Source organism: Saccharopolyspora soli (assembly GCF_022678645.1).
Classification (GTDB): domain Bacteria; phylum Actinomycetota; class Actinomycetes; order Mycobacteriales; family Pseudonocardiaceae; genus Saccharopolyspora; species Saccharopolyspora soli.
The window spans coordinates 1-21,006 of record NZ_JALBWV010000048.1; the positions used below are offsets into that span (position 1 = coordinate 1).

General features: G+C 67.8%; 18 protein-coding genes. 7 read left to right on the top strand and 11 right to left on the bottom strand.

Annotation, left to right across the window (positions count from 1 at the left end):
- Window positions 1–2,051 (bottom strand): bifunctional lysylphosphatidylglycerol synthetase/lysine--tRNA ligase LysX (gene lysX, locus MOQ72_RS30180; RefSeq protein WP_242189140.1); only part of this gene is annotated, 2,051 nt, incomplete at its 3' end.
- 134 nt (window positions 2,052–2,185) lie between these two features.
- Window positions 2,186–2,515, bottom strand: a complete 330-nt coding sequence (locus MOQ72_RS30185; RefSeq protein ID WP_242189141.1) for a hypothetical protein — start codon at window positions 2,513–2,515, stop codon at window positions 2,186–2,188.
- 120 nt (window positions 2,516–2,635) lie between these two features.
- On the opposite strand from MOQ72_RS30185, the gene MOQ72_RS30190 reads away from it, so the two are divergent.
- Both MOQ72_RS30190 and MOQ72_RS30195 read left to right on the top strand, forming a co-directional pair.
- Window positions 2,636–3,520, top strand: a complete 885-nt coding sequence (locus MOQ72_RS30190) for a helix-turn-helix domain-containing protein (RefSeq protein ID WP_242189142.1) — start codon at window positions 2,636–2,638, stop codon at window positions 3,518–3,520.
- 15 nt (window positions 3,521–3,535) lie between these two features.
- Window positions 3,536–3,763: a DUF397 domain-containing protein gene (locus MOQ72_RS30195; RefSeq protein WP_242189143.1), complete on the top strand. Its 228-nt coding sequence runs from the start codon at window positions 3,536–3,538 to the stop codon at window positions 3,761–3,763.
- A gap of 17 nt (window positions 3,764–3,780) precedes the next feature.
- On the opposite strand, the gene MOQ72_RS30200 is transcribed toward MOQ72_RS30195, so the two are convergent.
- The 5 genes from MOQ72_RS30200 to MOQ72_RS30220 all read right to left on the bottom strand — a co-directional run bounded on the left by MOQ72_RS30200 (window position 3,781) and on the right by MOQ72_RS30220 (window position 9,637).
- Window positions 3,781–4,647 (bottom strand): arylamine N-acetyltransferase family protein, encoded by an 867-nt coding sequence (locus MOQ72_RS30200; RefSeq protein ID WP_242189144.1) that lies wholly within the window; start codon window positions 4,645–4,647, stop codon window positions 3,781–3,783.
- A 68-nt stretch (window positions 4,648–4,715) separates the two neighbouring features.
- On the bottom strand, window positions 4,716–5,477 hold the full coding sequence (locus MOQ72_RS30205; RefSeq protein ID WP_242189145.1) for a sulfite exporter TauE/SafE family protein: 762 nt from the start codon (window positions 5,475–5,477) through the stop codon (window positions 4,716–4,718).
- 301 nt (window positions 5,478–5,778) lie between these two features.
- The gene (locus MOQ72_RS30210) at window positions 5,779–6,729 is read right to left on the bottom strand and encodes a LysR family transcriptional regulator (RefSeq protein WP_242189146.1); all 951 of its coding nucleotides are present in this window, start codon (window positions 6,727–6,729) and stop codon (window positions 5,779–5,781) included.
- 207 nt (window positions 6,730–6,936) lie between these two features.
- Complete coding sequence (locus tag MOQ72_RS30215) at window positions 6,937–8,772, bottom strand: bifunctional sugar phosphate isomerase/epimerase/4-hydroxyphenylpyruvate dioxygenase family protein (protein WP_242189147.1); 1,836 nt, start codon at window positions 8,770–8,772, stop codon at window positions 6,937–6,939.
- Window positions 8,759–9,637 (bottom strand): shikimate dehydrogenase, encoded by an 879-nt coding sequence (locus tag MOQ72_RS30220; RefSeq protein WP_242189148.1) that lies wholly within the window; start codon window positions 9,635–9,637, stop codon window positions 8,759–8,761. The genes MOQ72_RS30215 and MOQ72_RS30220 overlap by 14 nt, the downstream gene beginning before the upstream one ends.
- Before the next feature lie 122 nt (window positions 9,638–9,759).
- Between MOQ72_RS30220 and MOQ72_RS30225 the strand changes: the two genes are divergently transcribed.
- The 3 genes from MOQ72_RS30225 (at window position 9,760) to MOQ72_RS30235 (ending at window position 13,527) form a co-directional block, all read left to right on the top strand.
- Window positions 9,760–10,410: a TetR/AcrR family transcriptional regulator gene (locus MOQ72_RS30225; protein WP_242189149.1), complete on the top strand. Its 651-nt coding sequence runs from the start codon at window positions 9,760–9,762 to the stop codon at window positions 10,408–10,410.
- A gap of 173 nt (window positions 10,411–10,583) precedes the next feature.
- Window positions 10,584–11,921, top strand: coding sequence for an MFS transporter (locus MOQ72_RS30230; RefSeq protein ID WP_242189150.1), 1,338 nt, complete (start codon window positions 10,584–10,586; stop codon window positions 11,919–11,921).
- 277 nt (window positions 11,922–12,198) lie between these two features.
- Complete coding sequence (locus MOQ72_RS30235; protein ID WP_242189151.1) at window positions 12,199–13,527, top strand: MFS transporter; 1,329 nt, start codon at window positions 12,199–12,201, stop codon at window positions 13,525–13,527.
- A 356-nt stretch (window positions 13,528–13,883) separates the two neighbouring features.
- Here MOQ72_RS30235 and MOQ72_RS30240 read toward each other — a convergent pair whose 3' ends face one another.
- A complete protein-coding gene (locus MOQ72_RS30240) occupies window positions 13,884–14,294 on the bottom strand; it encodes a hypothetical protein (RefSeq protein WP_242189152.1) in 411 nt (136 codons plus the stop codon).
- A gap of 291 nt (window positions 14,295–14,585) precedes the next feature.
- Between MOQ72_RS30240 and MOQ72_RS30245 the strand changes: the two genes are divergently transcribed.
- Window positions 14,586–15,218, top strand: coding sequence for a TetR/AcrR family transcriptional regulator (locus MOQ72_RS30245; RefSeq protein WP_242189153.1), 633 nt, complete (start codon window positions 14,586–14,588; stop codon window positions 15,216–15,218).
- A 78-nt stretch (window positions 15,219–15,296) separates the two neighbouring features.
- Here the strand turns inward: MOQ72_RS30245 and MOQ72_RS30250 are convergent, their stop codons facing one another.
- The gene (locus MOQ72_RS30250) at window positions 15,297–15,851 is read right to left on the bottom strand and encodes a GTP-binding protein (RefSeq protein ID WP_242189204.1); all 555 of its coding nucleotides are present in this window, start codon (window positions 15,849–15,851) and stop codon (window positions 15,297–15,299) included.
- 667 nt (window positions 15,852–16,518) lie between these two features.
- On the opposite strand from MOQ72_RS30250, the gene MOQ72_RS30255 reads away from it, so the two are divergent.
- Window positions 16,519–17,358: a polysaccharide lyase gene (locus tag MOQ72_RS30255; RefSeq protein ID WP_242189154.1), complete on the top strand. Its 840-nt coding sequence runs from the start codon at window positions 16,519–16,521 to the stop codon at window positions 17,356–17,358.
- Window positions 17,359–17,467: 109 nt separating this feature from the next.
- On the opposite strand, the gene MOQ72_RS30260 is transcribed toward MOQ72_RS30255, so the two are convergent.
- Complete coding sequence (locus MOQ72_RS30260; RefSeq protein ID WP_242189155.1) at window positions 17,468–19,846, bottom strand: polysaccharide lyase 8 family protein; 2,379 nt, start codon at window positions 19,844–19,846, stop codon at window positions 17,468–17,470.
- Between the two features lie 22 nt (window positions 19,847–19,868).
- On the bottom strand, window positions 19,869–21,005 hold the full coding sequence (locus tag MOQ72_RS30265; RefSeq protein ID WP_242189156.1) for a hypothetical protein: 1,137 nt from the start codon (window positions 21,003–21,005) through the stop codon (window positions 19,869–19,871).
- Window position 21,006: the final 1 nt, after the last annotated feature.

Below are 21,006 nucleotides of genomic sequence, written 5' to 3' on the forward strand. Positions count from 1 at the left end.
AGCGTCGCGAAACACACCCCGCCGTGATCGCGCAGCAGCACCACGCGCCCGGCCACCGAGGTGCGCTCACCAGTCCTCGCGTCCGGCAGCAGGCCCTGGTGGCGAGCGACGACGACGCGGCAGCGTTCGGCGCACGGCACCGCCACCGGGTACGGGTCGATACCTGCTGCCCGCAGCGCCGCCAGCTTGTCCTGGCGCACCTGTTGCTGCTCGGGCTTGGCGCGGCATGGGGCATCCAATTCCGGTTTCGGCACGGTCACTTCCGTCGATTCGTCCAATGTAGACCGGTTATGTGGACCGGGCAGGAACCCCTCCGCCGCAGCTGATGCGATACCCACCCGCGCGAGGTCGCGGCGCTCGGCGAAAGCGACGTAGCGCGGGAACCAGTGCGGCAGGTACTTGACGTTCGACCGGTACAGCGACTCCAGCTGCCACCACCGCGAGAAGAACAGCAGCAAGCCCCGCCAGGCCCGCAGCACCGGACCCGCACCGATCCGCGCACCCTCCTCGAAGGCGGCGCGGAACATCGCGAAGTTCAGCGAGATCCGCTCCACCCCGAGCAGCGGCGCGGCCTGCACCAGCGAGCTGACCATGAACTCCACGACGCCGTTGTCCGCGTCGCGGTCCCGGCGCATGACGTCCAGCGACAACCCGTTGCCACCCCACGGCACCAACGACAACAACGCCACCGGTTCACCGCCGTCGGCCAGCGCTTCGACCAGCACGCACTCGCCGTCCAGGGGATCGCCGAGCCGACCGAGCGCCATCGAGAAACCGCGCTCGGTCTCGGTGTCCCGCCAGGCTTCGGCCAGCCGCGCGATCTCGGCCATTTCCGGTTCCGGCGCCTCCCGATGCCGCCGGACCCGAGCGGTGCACCCGGCGTGCTGCACCCGGTGCACCGCCTGCCGCACCGGCCGCATGTCGTGGCCGTCCAGGCCGAACTCGGCGACCTGCAACACCGCTTCGTCCCCGAGCTGCAAGATCTTCATCCCGGCCCGCGAATAGGCCGTCGCGCCCGGTTCACTGACGCCCATCACCGCCGGCGTCCAGGCATACTCCCGGCACATCGCCAGCCACTTGTCGATCACCGGCGGCCAAGCCTCCGGATCCCCCAGCGGATCGCCGCTGCCCAGGCAGACCCCGGCGACCACCCGGTAGGTGATCGCAGCCTTGCCACTGTCCGAGAACACCACTGCCTTGTCGCGTCGGGTGGCGAAGTAGCCGAGCGAGTCCCGTTCCCCGTGCTCGGCGAGCAGCCAGCGGATGTGCTGCTCCTCTTCGGGGCGCAGCGCGGCGGCCTGTTGCTGCGCGCGCAGGAGCAGGAACAACGTGACGAACAGCGTGGCCGTGCCGAACAGGCCGAGCACCAGGTTGACCCAGCCGGGCGCGTGCCCAACACGCGTGATGTCGAAGTCGACCGCGCCGCCGAGCACTCTTTCGACGGTCCAGGTGAACCGTTGCCACGCATCGCCCAGCGAGCCGGGGAACGTCGTCACCAGTCCGTAGCCGAGACCGACGAACACCGAGACGAGCAGCACGAACACCGTCACCGCCAGCTTCGCGCTGCCGCGTTTGGCACGACCGGAGAACTCGCCGCGCGCCCGCCAGAGCAGCCCGACGAAGATGCCGGTGACCACGATGTTCGCCACGAAGATCCACGTGTGGTCCACCGGCAGCTGGTAACGGCCGCCGATTTCGTCGACCCACAGCGCCTCGGCGTGTTCCGACAGCGCCACGAGCACCACGACGTCGGCGACCGCCTGCAACACCAGGACGGCGAGCAGGATCCGCAGCGCCAACGTCTTGCGGCGCTTCAGCGCCGCCGCGAGCACCGCGAGGAAAGCCGCGTAAGCCAGGTTCGGCGGCGCGGGAAACAGCACGTCGTCGATGAAGCGGCGGACCGGTTGCACGTTGCCGGACACCGCCAGTCCCACTGCGGAGACCGCGCACAGCAGCGCGATGACGAACAGCGCCCCGGCGGCGATACCCGATGCCCGGCCGCGCCACTGCCGCCCGCTGACCGCGTCGCGCCGGACCGCTTGCTGGACCACAGCGTCCTCCCCACTCACGGCCGCTGACCTCATTCCGCAGCCCCAATCTACGACCGCTGGAGCGCGCCGCCGCGCCAGGACGGTCGTGAGTGCGAAAGTCGGTTGGAGCCGGTTTTCGCACTCACGACCCCACGTCAACCTGCCGGGTCGGGCAACGAGGTGGCGGGCCAGACGAGTCGGATCTTGCGGATCCGGGAGAACAGTTCGTGCGCGCCATCCGCGGACGAGCACCTGGCGAACAGCACCCCGTCCAGGTCGAAGACCGAGGCGCGCTCCTCGAACTCCAAGCCCCACGCGAAGAGGGAGCAGTCCGCGCGCTCCCCGTGCTCCTCCACCAACGCGAACACGCGCGGCGGGGAGTCGTCTGCTTCTCCCTGCACGAGCTCGGCGAACTCGTCCTCCGGCATCGACCCCAGCAATATCCCCGACTCGAAGAACGAATCCCGACCAGGCCCGACTACCATCGCTACCTCCCGCAGTTGATCGCATACCGACAGTGACTAGAATGATCTGGACAGTCCATCTGTTCAAGTGGACAGTCCAGATCTCACGCCATTGGGCGAGGCAGACGGAGGAGGCTTGGGATGACTCAGGGCATCGATGGCGGGACTTCGGTGGTACGTCGCTGGCAGCTCGCCGCCGCCTTGAAAGCACTGCGCGAACAAGCAGGCATCCGTCAGGAAGCGGCCGTCGACAAACTCCGGAGAGGCCCCGGACGCTGGTCGAGATCGAAGCTCTCGCGGATCGAAAACCGCGAGCACAACGTCAAACCGCGCGAGGTAGAGCAGCTTCTCGATGCATACGGCGTCGATGATCCCGCGACCCGCGACGACCTGGTGCAACTTGCGAGCGCATCACGAGAACAAGGCTGGTGGGCCAGTTTCAACAACGAACTTCCCGACGACGTCCGGCAGTTGCTCAGCATCGAGGGAGGGTTGGTCGCCCTGCGCGACTTCCAAAGTCAACTCGTTCACGGGCTGTTGCAGACCGCCGACTACGCTCGTGCCGTAATGCACGCGGTCTACCCCGGCACGTTCGCCCCGGACGACGTGGAACGGCGAGTCGCTGCGCGGATGGTCCGGCAGCAGATCTTCGCCAAGGACAAACCACCTCGGATGCACTTCATCCTCGATCAAACGATCCTGGAACGAGTCATCGGACGTCCCTCGATCATGCGAGATCAGCTGCGCAAACTGCTCGACATGACGGAAAACCCGGACGTCACGATTCAGGTCCTGCCCAAGGAGGTGCCGGGAAGTCCGGGCCTGGAGGGCCCTTTCGCTCTCTTGACCCTGCCTGATCCGATCCCGGACATCGGCTACACCGAAGGTCCAGCAGGTAGCCTGTACATCGAAGATCGCGAACAGGTGCGAAGCCGCACACTGCGATTCGGCATCCTCACCGAGCTGGCGCTCTCGCGTGCGGATTCCATCGACGCGATCACCAAGGCAATGAAGGACCACCAGTGAACAACGGAGGTCACCATGGCACCGGTGAACCCCTTAGACGAGCCCCAGTGGCGCAAGAGCAGCTTCTCCGGTGGGGGCAGCAACGGTGGCGGCCAGTGCGTTGAGGCTGCTGCGTTACCTGACGGCCGCATCGCGATCCGCAACAGCAACGCACCCGAAGCAGGCGCGATCCTGTTCACCCGTACCGAGATCGACGCCTGGATCAAAGGGATCAAAGCAGGCGAATTCGACGACCTCACCTAGTGCCTCGTCTCTGAGCATCACCGCAGGACAGCGTCTTCCGCGCTGGCCCACGCGGTCGCGATCCTCCGCAATGCGGCGGCGTCTTCCTCGGTGAGTCGGATGTTGAAGAGATCGGCGGCGACGTCAGGCAGCTCGGCAGGGGCCACGGCTTGGTCCTCGTGCGCGCCGTCCGGCCGGCTGGTGGTGAGCGTGGGAGAAGTGCCCCTCAATGCCCGTCGGAGCTGAGGTTCCGTGCGCTGCAGCACCAGTTGCCTCCGGAACGGCGAGCGGGCGTGCTCGGCGGTGTAGAAGTTGCCCACGCGGTAATCGATCGGGAACTGGCGGTTGTCGGTGAACGCGTGCAGATCGATCCAGTCGTCCCCTTGCTGCTGGCGCAAGACCCAGGTGAGCCCGGTCAGGGCCTGTTCTCGGTCCAGCCGGAAGGTCCAGTCGCCTTGCCGCACCTGCGCACCGTCGTACAGCGGGATCGGTTCGAGGGCCCCGGCCCCGAAACCGACATCGACGAGCCAACGGCCGCCGTCCGCTTCGACGTCCAGGACCGCGTGCGTGGCTACATGGAGCTTGGATGTTCCCATACGTACGCGCGAGGAGTAGGCGTGGAAGCTGAAGCCCAGCTGTTCCAGCACCGCGGCGAACAACGTCGTGTGCTCGAAGCAGTAACCGCCGCGCGGTTGGTGCACGAGCTTTGCTTCCAAGCTCGGCAAGTCCAGGGACACGCCCCGGCCGAGCACGACATCCAGGTTTTCGAACGGGATGCCAGCGATGTGCGCCCGAGCCAGATCGGACAACGTGTGCGCGTTGGGAGTCAGCGATCCGGTGTAGCCGATCCGGGCGAGGTAGGCGTCCAGGTCGACTTCGTCGCCACCCCACAGATACTCGCCCATGTTCCCTCCCAAGTGCGGTTCAACGGAGGCAACACCACCTCGGACAGGGGTATTCCTGGCGTCAACCTTCAGGCGCGCAGGAAGTAGACGACTGTCATGGTGACAGCGGTCGTCAGGACTACGCCGCGTAGCGCCGCCGAAGGGAGGCGTCGGGCCACCTGGGCACCGCCCCAGCCGCCGATGATCGCGCCGACCAGAACGGCAGCGACCGGGACGGCATAGCTCAGCACATCCGCTGCGATGAGGAAGAACACCGCTGCGACGGTGTAGATGGCGGCGAGCTGGACGACTCGCGTCGGGTTGCCAGCCGCCGCGTCGAGTCCGACACCGATGCTCCAGAAGGCCAGCATGAGAATGCCCACCGCGCCGCCGAAGTAGCCACCGTAGATCGCGAGCAGGAACTGTCCGATTAGGACCGCCGAGGTGCTGAGGTCGAACGGACGGCCCAGTGCGGCGTTCAACATCCGCGTGATCTTGCGCCCGAACGCGAGGACCACGGTGGCGAAAGCGAGCAACCACGGCACGGCCGCGTCGAACGACGCCGCAGGCAGCACCAATAGCAGCCCCGCGCCGACGACACTCCCGAGCAGGCTTGACACCGTCAGCGGCAACGTGGCCGTGCTCCCCACTTGGACGACGTCGCGCCGGTAGGCCCACGCGCTCGTCAGCGCCCCTGGCAGGAGGGCGACCGTCGTCGAGGCGTTGGCCGCGACAGGAGGCAGCCCGGCGACGACCAGGGCGGGCAGGACCACGAAAGTGCCGCCGCCGCCCACCGCGTTCAAGGCTCCGCCAGCGACACCGGCCAGCAACAGAGCCACAGTTCCTAACACGCGCCCAGTATTCAGCGCGCGTTTTGCCAGTTCAAACGCGCCACTGCCCGCAGGGCGACATTCTCGACCAACGACCGGGCGTTCTCCGAGGTTCGGCGGACGCCCGATTCATCAATCGATTTCGGAGCTGAATTCCAGCGGAAGGAAGTGTTGGACGCGCTGGCTCGCCGGACCAATACTGGCCGCATGCAAGCCGGTCGTGAGCACCTGGGAAACGTGAACACCTCATCCGAATCCGATGCGGTTCGGCTGGTGCGGGCATTCGCGGTGCGCGCACTGGCTCTCGCGCTCGTCGCCAGCCTCATCGACCAGCAGATGCTCGCGATTTTGCTTGCGCTGGCCGGTTTCGGGCTCCTCTTCGCGCCGACGCCGGACCGCTGGCGAGACGCTTTCCCGTGAGATGTTCCAGCAGCACGCGGGCCGCCGGGTTCGTCATCTCCGACAGCCGCCCGGCCAGGTAGACGGTCCTGTTGAAGTCCACCCGCTCGATCTTGGCGAAGGGCAACCCGGCGCGTTCCGCGACCGCTTGCGGGATGATGGTGACGCCCAGCCCGGCCGCCACCAAATCGACCAGCAGCGGAACGTGCGTTGCGTCGCAGACCGGATTGTGCCGCAGCCCCGCATCGGCGAACCGGCGGCGGACCATCTCCTGCATCCCGCTGCCGACGAAATCCACGAACGGTTCGTCGTCGATCTCCTCCAAGCGGACGAGGCGCCGGTGTTCGAGTCGGTGCCCCGGATAGGTCACCAGCACCAAGCGCTGTTGCCACTGGACGAAGCACGCCAGGTCGGGTGCCGGTGGCCCGTCGGCGGCCAGGTAGGCCAGGTCGAGCTCGCCGTTGCGGACCGCGGCGGCGAGCTCGGGGGCGGTGCCGTCCCGAACGTGGATCTGGATGCCGGGGTGGCGCTTCTGGAACACCCCGAGTTCGCTCGGCAGGTCGATGATCGAAAGCGCCTGGATCGTGCCGATGGACACCCGGCCGCGCGACAGACCGACGACGGCGGACACCTCGCCATGTGCTGCGACGACATCGGCCACGAGCCGGTTGGCGACCGGCAGCAAGGCGCGGCCCGCCTCGGTCAGCATCACCCGGCGAGTGGTCCGCTCGAAAAGCGGTGCGCCCAGTTCGGCCTCCAGCTTCCGGATCGAGGCGCTCAACGCCGACTGGACGATGTGCGCGTCCTGCGCGGCGGCGGTGAAGCTACCGTTGCGGGCCACCGCGAGGAAATGCTCGAACTGCCTCAACTCCATTCAGCGATGCTATCGCGGAATAGCGGCTAACTGAGCACTCAGACCGCAAACCCTGCCCGCTCCAGAAGACCAACGCCCGCATCCTCGACCTCTGCGACGACACTCCCGCTGAGAGCCGGGTGTTCAGCAGCACGCAATCGACCCGAGTGAGTAGTCGCGCGCGCCAGCCGTGGTACTCGGGAGAGCGCATGTGTGTCGGACTTCCGATCAGCCGGTGTTCGCCAAGCGCTGCCGCCGGTGCGCGGCCATCCGGATCGGCGCATTGGCCACCGCGCAGCCTCGGTAGCCGTCGATGCGCTGGACGACCTCGAAGAAGATCCGCGAGCCGAACAGCTCGGTGAACAGGTGCAGGAACTCGCCGTGCTCGTCGCGGTCGTAGAGCACCGAATTAGCCCGCAGCTCGGCAAGCAGCTCCGGATCCAGGTCCACCCGTGCTTCGAGGTCGTCGTAGTAGTTGTCCGGAATCCGCAGGACCGGCGCGCCGCGCTCGTGCAGTGCCCGTGCGGTGGCCAGCGCATCGGCGGTGGCGAACGCGATGTGCTGCGGGTCGCGCACCGCCGGGGCCCATTCGCCACGACGTACCAGCGTTCCGTTCAGCGCGATGCGCACCGAACCCCGGTCGGTCACCCCACGGCTGCGCACCATCCCGAACGGTGCGGCGAATTCCGTGATCGGCTCCGGGTCCAGTCCGACGACTGCGCGGTAGAACAGCGCCGCCTCGTCGAAGTGGTCGAACGGCTGGGTCAACGCGATGTGGTCGATGCCGGTGATGCCCAGTCCCGGCGCTAACGGGGTCGCGGTGCCGGGGAAGTCTGCCAACCAGTCCGCTGCGTTTTCGGCTCCGGTGCGGCAGAAGAACACCTCCGTGCCGTCCGGTGCCGCTACTGACGAGAGGCTGGCCTCTTCGGGTCCACGTGAGCGCGGCAGGATCGGCGCACGCATCGCATCTGCTCGTTGCGCCGAGCGGATCGGATCCGCGCTTTCCACCGCCAGCGCGCCGATCGCCGCTGAGTCCGAAGTGGACGAATTGGAGTTGAGCAGCACGCGGGCTCCGCCCTGCTCCCACAACTGCACCGGTTTGCTCCGGTGCTTCCCGGTGAGCGTGAAGCCGAGCGCGGTGAGTGCGTCGGCGAGCCGACTACCCGCGCCCTCCCCCACCGCCAGTTCCGCGAAGGCGTAACCGGACAACTCCGGTGCTGGCACCAGCCCGGTGACCGGTAACCCGAGCTGTTCCTCCAACAGCCGCAGCGACCGCATCGCGTCCACCGCCGCCGGTTTCGGGTCGGCTTGCCGGAAGACGTCGTTGAAGACCTCCAGCGACAACGGCCCCCGGTAACCAGTGGCCAGCACGTTCGCGACGAAGGTCGGCAGGTCGAACGATCCCTGTCCGGGGAACAGCCGGTGGTGCCGACTCCACTGCAGCACGTCCATATCCATCCGCGGCGCATCGGCCAACTGCAGGAAGAACAGCTTCTCGCCCGGAATCGTGCGGATCAGCGCAGGGTCGCTGCCCCGCGACAGCACGTGGAAGCTGTCCAGGCACAACCCGAGCGCCGGGTGGTCCGCGCTGCGCACGATCCGCCAAGAGTGGTCGTAGGTGGTGACGAACCGGCCCCAGGCCAGCGCCTCGTAAGCGATGCGCATGCCGCGCGCGGCGGCCCGCTCGGCGAGCAGGCGCAGCTGTTCGGCCGCCAACTCGTCGTCGTCCACCGCATCCGGCGATACCGTCGAGCAGACCAGCATCAGGTCCGCGCCGAGCTGCTCCATCACGTCGAATTTGCGCTCGGCGCGGCGCAAGTTGGCCCGCAGCGTCTCCGGTGGCACCGCCTCGAAGTCCCGGAACGGCTGGTACAGGTCGATGGTCAAGCCGAGATCGACGCAGTGCCGCCGGATCTCGGCAGGCGAGGCAGCGGAGGCGATCAGGTCGTTCTCGAAGATCTCGACGCCGTCGAATCCAGCCGCCGCAGCCGCGACCAGCTTGTCCTCCAGCGTCCCGGACAGGCAGACGGTGGCGATCACCCGGCGGGCGTCAGGCGCGGACATGCACACCTCCAGCGAGTTCGGCGAAGTGGCGCAGCATCCGCTCGGCGTCCGGCTCGACACCGGTGAACAGCCGGAAGGAATCAGCGGCCTGGAAGACCGCCATGCCACCGCCGTCGAGCACCCGGCAACCGCTGGCCCGCGCGGCGGCGACCAGTTCGGTATCCAGCGGCCGGTAGACGACCTCGGCCACCCAGAGCTCAGGACGCAGCGCCTCGGCGGGCACCGGGAGGCCGGGATGCGCGAACATCCCGGTCGGAGTGGCGTGCACGACGCCGTTCGACCAGTTCAGCGCCTCGGTGACGGTGTCCAACCGACCCGTTTCGGCCCGATCCGCGCCGAAGCGCGCACGCAGCGACTCGACCAGTGCGGCGCTGCGTCGGAAGTCAGCGTCGAGCACCCGGAGCACTCCGGTGCCCAGCGTCAGCATCGCGTGCGCGACCGCCGCACCGGCACCGCCCGCACCGAGCAGCACCACGCGCTCCAACGACGCATCCGGCAGACCCCGGCTGAAGTTGCGCGCGAAGCCGGACCAGTCGGTGTTGTGGCCGATCGCGCGTCCCCCGTCGAAGACGACCGTGTTGACCGCCCCCAGCACGGCGGCGTCCGGCGAGAGCTCGTCCAAGTGCTCGACGACCACCTGCTTGCACGGGTGCGTGATGTTGAACCCGTCGTAGTCGGCCATGCGGGCGGCGGCCAGCAGCCCACCTATCTCCTCGGCGGGCTGGCCCAGCACGTCCAGGTCCCACCTGCGGTAGATGTACCGGAGCCCGAGCTCATCGGCCTCGCGCTCGTGCAGCGGTGGGCTCAACGACGGACCGATGCCCGATCCGATGAGTCCGATGAGGTAGCTGTCCTGCTTGCGCACCTGGGCTTCTCCGACCTCAGCTAATGAACGAACCAGCTAGTTAATTGTAGGGAGGAAGCCGGGCTTCGGGAAGACCCGCTGCACTACAGTGGGCCCGGAGTGCCCAACCGCAAGGGAGCGCCGTGGCTGCACCGACGTCCGACACCCGCGAGATCCGGCACCGCGATGCCGACCGGACCCGCGCGGAGATCCTCGACGTGGCCACCGAGGAGTTCGCCGACAAGGGCTACGCCGGTGCCCGCGTGGACGAGATCGCCGCCCGCACCAGCACCACCAAGCGGATGATCTACTACTACTTCGGCGGCAAGGAACAGCTCTACCTGGCCGTGCTGGAGAACGCCTACGCGGTGATCCGCGGCATCGAGAGCGAAGCCGACGTCGAGGACCTGGACCCGGTCGAGGCGATCCGCAGATTGGCCGAGCTGACCTTCGACCACCACGAGTCGCACCCCGATTTCCTCCGCCTGGTCAGCATCGAGAACATCCACCGCGCCGAACACCTCACCAAATCGGACCTGCTGCCCGGCCTGGCCAACCCGGCGGTGGAGGTGCTCGGCCGCATCCTGGAGCGCGGCCGAGCCGCCGGGCAGTTCCGCGACGACGTGGACGCCCTGGACGTGCACATGGTCATCAGCTCGTTCTGCGTCTTCCGCACCTCGAACCGCTACACGTTCCAAGCGATCTTCCAACGCGACATGCTCGCCCCGGACCGCCGCGACCACTACCGCAAGATGCTCGGCGACCTGGTGATCGACTACCTCACCACCTGCTGAAAGGGGTCGTGAGTGCCCAATCGGGCTCCAACCCGCTTTTCGCACTCACGACCGCAAACTCGGCGAAACAAACTCTTGACACGGGGCACGGCGCGCTCCAACCTTTGGTGACTAACTAGATGGTTCATAAGTCGCCGGTCTGAGCAACGGTGCACGGACTCCTGGAGTTTCAAGTGACGGACCCCTCGACCGCCACGCAGGGCAAGCCGCGGAAGGCCGCCATCGCCGCGTGGATCGGCAGCGCCCTGGAGTACTACGACTTCTTCATCTACGGCACGGCCGCCGCGCTGGTGTTCAACAAGATCTTCTTCCCGGCCGCCGATCCCGCCACCGGAACGCTGCTCGCGCTGGCCACCTTCGGCGTCGGCTACCTGGCCCGCCCGGTCGGCGCTTTCATCCTCGGTCACATCGGCGACGTCTTCGGCCGCAAGCGGGTTCTCGTCTACACCGTGCTGCTGATGGGCGTGTCGACCGTGCTGGTCGGCTGCCTGCCGACCTACCAGCAGATCGGCGTGACCGCACCGATCCTGCTGGTGGCGCTCCGGCTGTTGCAGGGCCTGTCGGCAGCCGGTGAGCAGGCGGGCGCGAACTCGATGTCGCTGGAGCACGCACCACCGAACCGGCGCGCGTACTACACCAGCTTCACGCTCAGCGGCACGCAGGCCGGGCAGATCCTCGCCACGGCGATCTTCCTGCCGGTGGCCGCGTTGCCCGAGCACCATCTGCTGAGTTGGGGCTGGCGGCTGCCGTTCTGGCTCAGCGCGGGCGTGGTGGTCGTCGGCCTGGTGATCCGCAGCAAGCTCGACGAGACACCGGTTTTCGAGCGGGAAGTCGCGACTGGCGGGACCAAGCGAGCCAAGACGCCGCTCGCCCCGCTGTTCCGCGACCACTGGGCCAGCGTGCTGCGCGTCGTGGTCGCGTCCGTGATCGCCGCGGTCAGCACCATCTTCACCGTCTACGCGCTGAGCTACGCGGTGAACACCGTCGGGCTGGCGAGGACGCCGATCCTGTGGGTCGGTGTGCTGGCAAACGTCGTGGCGCTGTTCGCGATTCCACTGTGGGCGCGGCTGGCCGACCGGATCGGGCGCAAGCCGGTGTTCATCGGCGGGTCGCTGGGTTGCGCGGTGCTGATGTTCGCGTATCTGTGGTCGCTGTCGATCGGCAACTACGGGCTGATCTTCGGTGTTGGGATTCTGATGTTCGGCGTTGTTTACAGCGCTACCAACGGGATCTGGCCTGCCTTCTACGGGGAGATGTTCCCCGCTCGGGTGCGGCTTTCCGGGATGGCCGTGGGGACGCAGATCGGGTTCGCGCTCGGCGGGTTCTCCCCCAGCATCGCCGAGGCCATCGGAGGCGGTCGGGATGGCTGGGTCAACGTTGCGCTTTTCACCGCCGGACTGTGCCTGGTGAACGTTCTCGCAGTGGCCAGCGGTCGGGAGACCTATCGGGTGCCAACCGGGGAACTGGGTTCGCCCAAAGCGAATCGACCGGCTCTCGCGGTGAACGGTTGAAATCGGAACAGATCACGGGGCGTCCGGCGTGTGCCGGACGCCCCTTTTTAGGTCGCCGGACGGCGGCGACTGCCGAACCCCGTTCGGCCGCATCACCTTTGCTCCTCGCACGCCGACTTCGCTCGTATTGGGCCTTTTCGCCGCTCATCGTTGGACACCCTTGCCGAACGCAATACGACGTTCGCCGTAATCGGGAACAAGAGTATTGACGGATCGTTCAACAATCCTTAGCTTTTAGCGATCCGCATCACAGGACGAACGAGATCGGATCGGCACGATGACAAACCCAGTGGAGACCGCTGACCGGCGCTCGTTACGCCGTGCGTTCGTGGCGAGTCTGTCGGGAACCACGCTTGAGTACTACGACTTCGCGGCCTACTCGGTGGCCGCTGCGACATTGTTCGGCAAGCTCTTCTTCCCGTCCGGGGACGACCTCGCGGGCACCATGGCGGCGTTCTCGACCTACGCCGTCGGCTACCTCTCGCGTCCGCTCGGCGGATTCGTGTTCGGTCGGCTCGGTGACGTGCTCGGCCGCAAGCAGGTTCTGGTGCTCACCTTGCTGCTCACCGGCATCGCGACGTTCCTGATCGGCCTGCTGCCCACGCATGCCGCCATCGGCGGGTACGCCGCCGTGCTGCTGGTGATCCTGCGGTTCGCGCAAGGCGTTGGCGTCGGCGGCGAGTGGGGCGGCGCCGTGCTGCTCTCCAGCGAATTCGGCGATCCGCGCAGGCGTGGTTTCTGGGCTTCCGCGGCCCAGATCGGCCCGCCTGCTGGCAACCTGTTGGCCAACGGCGTGTTGGCCCTGCTGGCTTTGTCGCTCAGCACCGCGCAGTTCGAGGCTTGGGGTTGGCGGATCGCCTTCCTGCTCTCCGGTGTCCTGGTCCTGTTCGGGCTCTGGCTTCGGATGAAGCTTGAGGAAACGCCCGTTTTCAAGAAGATCGCCGAACGCGGCGAGCAGCCGAAAGCACCGCTGACCGAGGTCTTCCGGCACGAGCCGCGTGCGCTGCTGGCCGGTGTGCTCGTCCGGATCTGCCCCGACGTGCTGTACTCCCTGTTCACCGTTTTCGTGCTCACGTACCTCACCACCGCGTTGGACATGCCCGCGAGTCAGGGGCTTGCCGCGGTCATGATCGGCTCGGCGTTCCAGTTGTTCCTGATTCCCGCTTCCGGCGCCCTGTCCGACCGCGTCAACCGGCGCACCATGTACCTGATCGGCACCATCGCCGCGGCGATCTGGCCGTTCGTGTTCTTCCCCATGATCAGCGGCGGATCCTTCGTCGCCGTCGCGATCGGCATGATCATCGCGCTGGCCATCCACGCCGTGCTCTACGGGCCGCAGGCCGCGCTGATCACCGAGCAGTTCTCGCCCCGCCTGCGCTACACCGGAAGTTCGCTGGCGTACACCTTGGCCGGGGTGGTCGGCGGGGCGGTCGCACCGCTGGTGTTCACCGCGCTGCTGGCCGGGTTCGGCACCTGGGTCGCGGTCGCGATCTACCTGGTGGGCACCGCCGTGCTCACCGTCGTCGGCCTGATGTTCGCTCGCAATCCGGACGCCGAAGAGCACGTCGCTTACGAGAAGTCCGAATCCGCGGCAGTATCCAGCTAGTCAGCTGCGGTTCGGCTCCGATGGCCGCGTCGGCGTGCTCGGCGACGCGGCCATCGGCATGTCTGCGGCACCTGAACAGTCCGCCACGCGAAGCTCCTCGGCGGGATCTCCGTGGGAGATGACGAAGTGCCTGTCTTTGATCTTGTTGTTGAAGCGGCGCAGCCGCTTAGCCCACCCTCCAAACCGGCACCACCGCGGGTTCTCAGACTGTGCCCACTGGCGTTCTCTGGGAGGACCTACCTCGACGTGGTGTATTGGACATACATGATGTCGGGGATCCCGGACCGAGAAGGCGTCTGAGGTTCCGCTACCCGCACCGCAAACCAAAGTGAGCCTGGAAACAGTCCATGAGCTGTTCAGCGGTGAGCGCCGGGGCGCCCGCCAGCGGGGCGCTGCGGTCGGCCGCCTTGCCCGCCGGGGTTGTTTCGACGCGGCTGGTTCACCGCGCGGGTCGCCCCGTTCCGGGCGGCGTTGTTGCGCGGGTTCGCGCTGTTCGGTGCGCCGCTGTTGCGCGGCGCCGCCGCGCGCTCCGGCGGGGCCGTGCGCGCGGGTCGCCGGGCAGGTGCGCGGCGTGGCGGCTCCAAGTCCAAATCGTCCAGATCGTCCCGGCGCGAGCGGCGCGGCGGCTGGCGGCGCATCGGCGACTTGCGGCGGCTGTTCACCCAGATGTCGAAGCCCAGGATCATCGCCGCCAGGACCAGCAGCACCAAGCCCAGCATGGGCACGCCCATCAGGGCGGTCGCCACGGCCAGAAGTAACATCGGCACCACGGGAATCCAGCAGAAAGGGTCGATCCGGCTCAGGATCCCGGAGGAACCACCACGGTCCCCATCACGTGCCATCGAGACTCTCACTTCCATTCTGCGCCCGGCCGAGGAAGTCTACCGGAGACACTCCGGCGACGACTTCGACGCCATGGACGTCCGCGGCACCACGCACCTCGGCCGTTGACCACGCGTTGTGCACGCGGCGACGGCGCATTAGTCTCATTAGAGAACGGTCCGTTTTCTAACTAGGCCCCAGGAAACGGATGAACCCGAGCGTTCGGGAGAACCGCAGTGCCGTTGGACGACGCCACCGATCACCGCAAGCGACCGCGTCGGCGCGGGAAGGCCCTGGACGACGCCATTTTCCAAGCCGTGCTCGCCGAGTTGGCCGAACACGGCTACGCGAAGTTGACCATGGAAGGGGTCGCCGAGCGCGCGAAGACCGGCAAGGCGTCGCTGTACCGCCGTTGGCCGACCCGGATGGAGTTGGCGATCGACGCGGTGTACCACCTGCTGCCCGACGCCTCGTCCACGCCGGACACCGGCAGCCTGCGAGGCGACCTGCTCGCCGTGCTCCGCGAGATCGCCGAAGTGCTGGCCGGTCCGACGGGTGAGGCGCTGCGCGGCGTGCTCAGCGATGTGCTGCACGAACCGGCGAGCACGGCCAAAGCGCGGCGGTACTCGCAGGGCGCGGGTCGTCGCCGAATGCAGGAGGTCATCCAGCGGGCGGTCGACCGCGGTGAGATCGACCCCGCCGACGTCACCCCGCGGCGGCTGGAGACGGGACAGGCGCTGCTGCGCCACCACTTCCTGTTCGACGGGGGCCCGATTCCGGACGAAGTCATCGTCGAGATAGTCGATGATGTGCTGATTCCATTGTTCAGTCGGCCGACGAACGATCGAGCACGGGCACGCCCCGAATAGTTACGCGACCGCAACTTCGATGCCGAAAAGAGTGGCGTGGCCGGGAAAGCCGGTCACGCCCTCCTCCGTTCTCAGGTATCAGCCAGCGTCGGCCGCGGCGGGAATCCGGGCGAGCGCGTGGCCCACCAACGTGATCAACGCGTTCTTCACCAGCCCCCGCTCGCGCGCGTCGCAGGTCACGACCGGCACCTCCACCGGAATCGCCAGGGCCTCGCGCAGTTCCTCCGGCTCGTAGTGGTACGCGTTGCTGAAGACGTTGACGGCCACCACGAACGGAATGCCACGCCGTTCGAAGAACTCCACCGAGGGGAACGCCTCTTCCACCTTCCGCGTGTCGACCAGCACGACGGCACCCACCGCACCGGCCGCCAGGTCATTCCACAGTGGCCAGAACCGGTCCTGGCCCGGTGCGCCGAACAGGTACAGCACGATCTTCTCCGAGATCGTGATGCGCCCGAAGTCCAGCATGACCGTCGTGGTCTCCTTGCGTTCGACACCGGTCAGGTCGTCGACGCCTTCGCTGGCAACGGTCAACTCCTCTTCGGTGGTCAGCGGCGGGATCTCGCTGACCGCACCGACGAAGGTCGTCTTGCCGACCCCGAAACCGCCTGCTACGACCAGCTTCACCGGAATCGGCGCCGAGTTGGAGTCCGCCTCGGTTCTGCTCGGGTCGTTCGCGTGCTGGCGAGGCCAGCGTTCGGCCCGGCTGGGATCCGCAAAGCTCACAGCGCACCTGCTCCAAGATGTCTCGGCTGACTTCTGCACGGGGCGAGCGCACGAAGATAGCGCCATGGTCGAGCAGGTCGCCACGCAGGCCCCAGGTCACGGCGGCGAACTCGGCGAACGCCACCGGGCGGGTTGGACTGCGGGCCCGGTTCCGGTGTGGGCAACGGATACGTGGTCCCGGTCGGCTTCGGTGCCGATGTGGCGGGCTGGTCGATCATGACACCATTCCAGCATCACCGCCGTGCTCGACGTCGCCGGAGTAACCGTTGCCGTCGGCACGGACGACGACTGCCCGCTGGAATAGGCCGTTCGGCGGCTGGCGGTGGTCGTCGCACTGCCGAAAAGCGGTCGCAGCGCGCAAATCCGGGAGATTTAGCACCGGCTGATCACATTCTTGAACAACGCTTAAGGAAAAAGACGCCAAAATCGTTGGCGGGGTTGACCGATCACCGGTTTCTGGTGTCTGCTCTGGAATTGTCGGAGTTCTCCCGGCGCAGACCGTTCCGCCGCCCGGTCGACGTCGAAACGAACGCGCGCGAAACCGCGCGCAGCAGTCGGATGCGAGGTGTAGGACGTGACGAAACGAAGTGGTGTCCGGCGAAGGCGGCTGATCGGTTTGGCCGGACTCTCGCTGGCCGCGCTGGTGGCGGTGGCGCCGCTACCAGCGAGCGCGGTGCCCACTGCCGCCGAGCCGTGGTCCGGTGGGTTCGCCGACTTCCCCAGCGATTCCTGGCAGCAGAACTGGGGCTACATCGCCGATGGCAACTTCGGCTTCGACCGGATGACCCCGCAGGGCGACGAAGTCGACGTGTTCTACGGCCAGGGCTCGTCGGCGCCGTCCTGCGGCGACTGCCCGAGCGAGGGCGGCGGCCAGTTCTACACCGACCTCCGCTCGATCGGCCGGGACGACTTGGCCGACGCCCCGGTCCTGCACCTGAGCTACCAGGTGCGCTTCCCCACCGACTGGGATTTCGGTGCGCGCGGCGGGAAACTGCCCGGCCTCTACGGCGGTCCGCCCGGCCAGGCCGGTGGCGGCCAGCACGGCCAGGCGTGGTCCACCCGGTACATGTGGCGCATCCGCGACGGCCAGCCGCAGGCCGAGGTGTACGTCTACGACCCGTCGCTGGGCGAAGGTTACGGCAAGGACGTCGGCCTCGGTGCGTGGTCGTGGAGCAACGACGGGCAGTGGCACACCGTGGAGCAGTCGGTGGACCGCAACAGCGGCACCATCACGGTCTGGTACGACGGTCAGGAAGTCCTGCGCGAACAGGCCATCGAGCAGATCGCGGGCATCCCGACCTCGGGAATCTTCTTCTCCACTTTCTTCGGCGGGCACGACACTTCTTGGGGACCGAGCCGGGACGTGCACGCGCAGTTCCGGGACTTCCGGGTCGGCGACACCAAACTGACCTGATTCCGCACTCATCCGTTGGGGCCGGTGGCACCGGCCCCAACGGTTTTTTCGCGCAATTCGAACGGCACATTTCCATTCCGCGCAAAAATTGCGAACCAGGACGAGCCGATCAACCGATGGTCAGAACGCGGGTCGCGCCGAGCGCACCAGCCACCTGGACGTCGATCACCAGGTCCCCGTTGGCGGAAACCACCTCGGCGGTGCCGGGTGCAGCGATGACCGGCATGCCCGCAGCGCCCCTCAGCGTCACCCGGACCACCTCCTGCCGCTGGGTCGGATCGGCGACCGCGAGACGCCGCTCGCGCCCCGCGCGACCGAGCACCAGCGACGCCGGTCCGGACACGGCCACCTCGTCGGCCGCACCAGCAGCGAAGAAGTTCGCCAGCAGAACGTCGTTGCGCCACAACCTGATCGCCTGCACGACCGGATCGTTCACCCGCAGCTGCCACGAGGCCCGCGCGGCGATCGTGGCGGCCGCCGAGGCGCCCGGCAGCACCGCGTACGCATAGCTCGCGTCGGCTGGCTGCGCGCCGTGCTCGATCAGGATCTTCTGGTACCGCCGCGTGTACGGGTTCGTCGTGCCACCGGTGTTCGCGCCCTGGTCCACATCGCGCCAGGACCCGGTGCGGTCCTCCCGCACGGCACGCACTGCGGATTCGGCCAGGAACACGTATCCGCCCACGCCTTCCAGGTGCAGCCAGCCGGGGCTGTTCAACTCCGCCTGCCCCGGTACCGGTACGCCGTCGGCGAGCAGCGCGCCCTGCCCGTTCTCCCCCAGGTTCCGGTTTTCGACGGTCGTGCGGACCGCGGCCGGAGTGCCGTCGGTTATCCCGGCGCCCAGGCACACCACGCCCTCCGGCGTGAAGAACCAGGACTTCCGCGCGGTCAGGGTGCCGTCCTGCGACACGAAATCCAGGCCATGTGCGCCGAAGCGGTCGTCGTAGCGCGCACCACCGGCGAAATCGCGCGGTGCCAGCGGGGTCGACTCCAGCTCGGGCGGCGTCGAATCCTTGGTCGTGGTGCCGGGCAGCAGCGTCGCGTCGACGGTGGGCCAGTAGGCGTCGCTGTAATGGCCCTGGTCCTGCGGCAGGAACACGTACAGCACACCGTCGCCGGTGTACCAGCCGTGCAGGTTCATCTCGTTGATCGACTCGTACCGGCAGATCCGGCTGGAACCGATGCCCAGCGACGCCGACCAGTCCTCGGTCACGTGCACCAGCCGGTCCTGCTGGCCGAAAACCCGGTGCACCGCAGCCACTTCCGGTCGCTGCGGGTTGGCAGCCAGCAGTTCCTGGGCGTATTCGACCTCCGCCACCCCGACGGGGTGCAAACCGCCGGAGAACCGGTCCAGCCCGGAGACCTCCAGGTACGGCGCCCAGGTCCCGCTTTCGATCCAGCTCGCCGCGAGCCCCGCCAGCCGGGACCGCACCGGCTCGGGCGCGGTCCGGGCGAACAGCACCGCGGCGGCGGTCAGCTGGTGTCCCGCGTCGTGCGCGGTTTCGCCTTGGCGGGAGAGGAATCGACCGCGCACCGACTCCATCATCGAACCGGCGAACACGAACGGCGCGCACGCGTCGATCAACGCGGCGCAGCCCGCCTCCCGCACTTCGGTCGCGAGTTCCCATTCGGTGCCCTGGGTGAGCGCCATCAGCCCGGACAGCGACGTCAGCAGCACCAACGCGTAGTGCCCGGCATACGGCACCACCTCGTGCTGCAGGAACGACCCGTCGGTGTGGAAGCCATCGCCCGCGGTCACCCGGCTGACGAGGCTGGCCGCGCCACCACCGGCGACGTCGGTGACGGCGTCGATGCCCAGCTGGATCCGGGCGAGGTCACCGAGCATCGCGCCGGAGACGACCGCGATCAGTGCCTTGTCCGACCGGTTCGCCCCGGTCTCCACCGTGGCCGGATCCTTGGCCCGCCGGTTGGGATCGGCGACGAACCGTAACACCGGCCGCAGGTAGCGCCGCTGCTGCTCGGGTGTCAGCTGCTCGCCCAGCACCGCGATGATCTGCAGCAGCCAGAGCGGAACGCCGATCTCGTAGACGTACCAGTTGCCTTCCTCGGCGGTGTTCTCGTTGTACTGGACCCGGTAGAGCGTGTCGAGCGCGGTGCGCACCCGCTGCGGTAGCTCCGGCCGGTCGGACAACGCCGAACCCGGTGTCGCCCACGCGACCGCGATCACCCGCAGCCGGTAGTACATCTTGGGGAAGTAGGTGCTGCCGGGTCCGGTCGGCAGGTCGTCCCAGAGCTGATCGGATCCGATATCCATGGTCGCGTCGAAGGTCTCGGCGAGTTCGTCGAGCGCGGCGACGGCCTGGTCCCGCTCCGGGGACCGGCGGCCCCGGCCCACCTGGAGTTCCCGGTACCGCGCGACGATCTCGGCGGGCCCGGCACCGGCCGCCGCCGCGGACCGCGCGCCGCCGGACAACAGCCATGCCGCCGTCAGCGCGCTGCTGAGCACGAAACCCCGACGGTTCAACGACATCGTGGTGCCTCCCTCGGTGGGCTCACGTCGGCTGGTGGGCCTGTTCGACGGCACGGCGCAGCTCGGGCCAGCGGGCGGGCCCGGCCAGCCCGAGGTGGTAGAGGTGCAGTTCGTCGGCGCCCGCGTCGCGGAGTTCCTGGACGTACTTGGCGATGTCGGCGAGCTCTGGGCCGACGGCGGTCACGTAGCTCCCGGTGTCCACTGTGTCCGGTAGTGATCCGGCTGCGGCGGCGACGGTCGCCACCGTCTCCGCACCGGCGTTCCAGCAGGGCAGCACGACGGCGTCGACCTCGTGCACGGCCCTCGGCGTCAAACCGGGTAACGCTCCGGTGGCCCACGGATCGGTGCTGCCGTGCAAGACGACCCGGCAATCGATGCTGATCTGCTTGCACACGTCCTGCCGCAGCCAGTCGGTTGCCCGCTGCCGGTTCGCCAGCAAGATCTCCCGGACTTCCGCGGGAAGCCGGTCCTCGGTGGTGCTGAGGTCGCCGTCGGCGATCAGCCGCCGAACCTCGTCCCGCAGCAAGTCGCGGACGGTCTGCGCGGCCACGTCGTATTCCGCCCAACCGGCCGCACAAGCGGCACAGCAGCACACCGACAGCAGCCGCGCCGCAGCAGGCGACCAGACGGCGTCGGTTTTCTCGTGCTGGTGCTGGTGAATCGCGCCGAGCTGCCCGCACGCTTCCAACACCACGGACCGAACATCCAGCTCAGCGAGGGATTCCGCGGTCAACCGCGCGGCGAACTCCCGCACAGCTTCGTGCGCCGGGCACAGCGCCCACGGATAGCTCTCCCCGAAGCAATTCCGCACCGCGAATTCGGGAAACGCCTCGCCCAGCAACGAGTTGTGCGTCAACACCAGCCATGCGGCGACCGGCACACCGGCCGCCGCGAGCGTTCGGATGGCGTCCCCGGCGCTGTCCGGCGAGTCGACCCAGTCGGCCGGTGCGGGACGCAACGCGCCCCACGTGTCCCGCACCGGCCGGTAGAACGCGGCGTGCCGAGCCACGACGCTGGTGCCCCGCCGCGACCACGGCGTCGCCGCTCGCGCGCTGTGGTAGGACACCGCGACCGCGACTTCATCGACGCCGAGTTCCCGGACCCTTTCGGCGAAATCCCCTTCGACGTCCCACGGGTAGCTGTAACCCGTCACATGCATG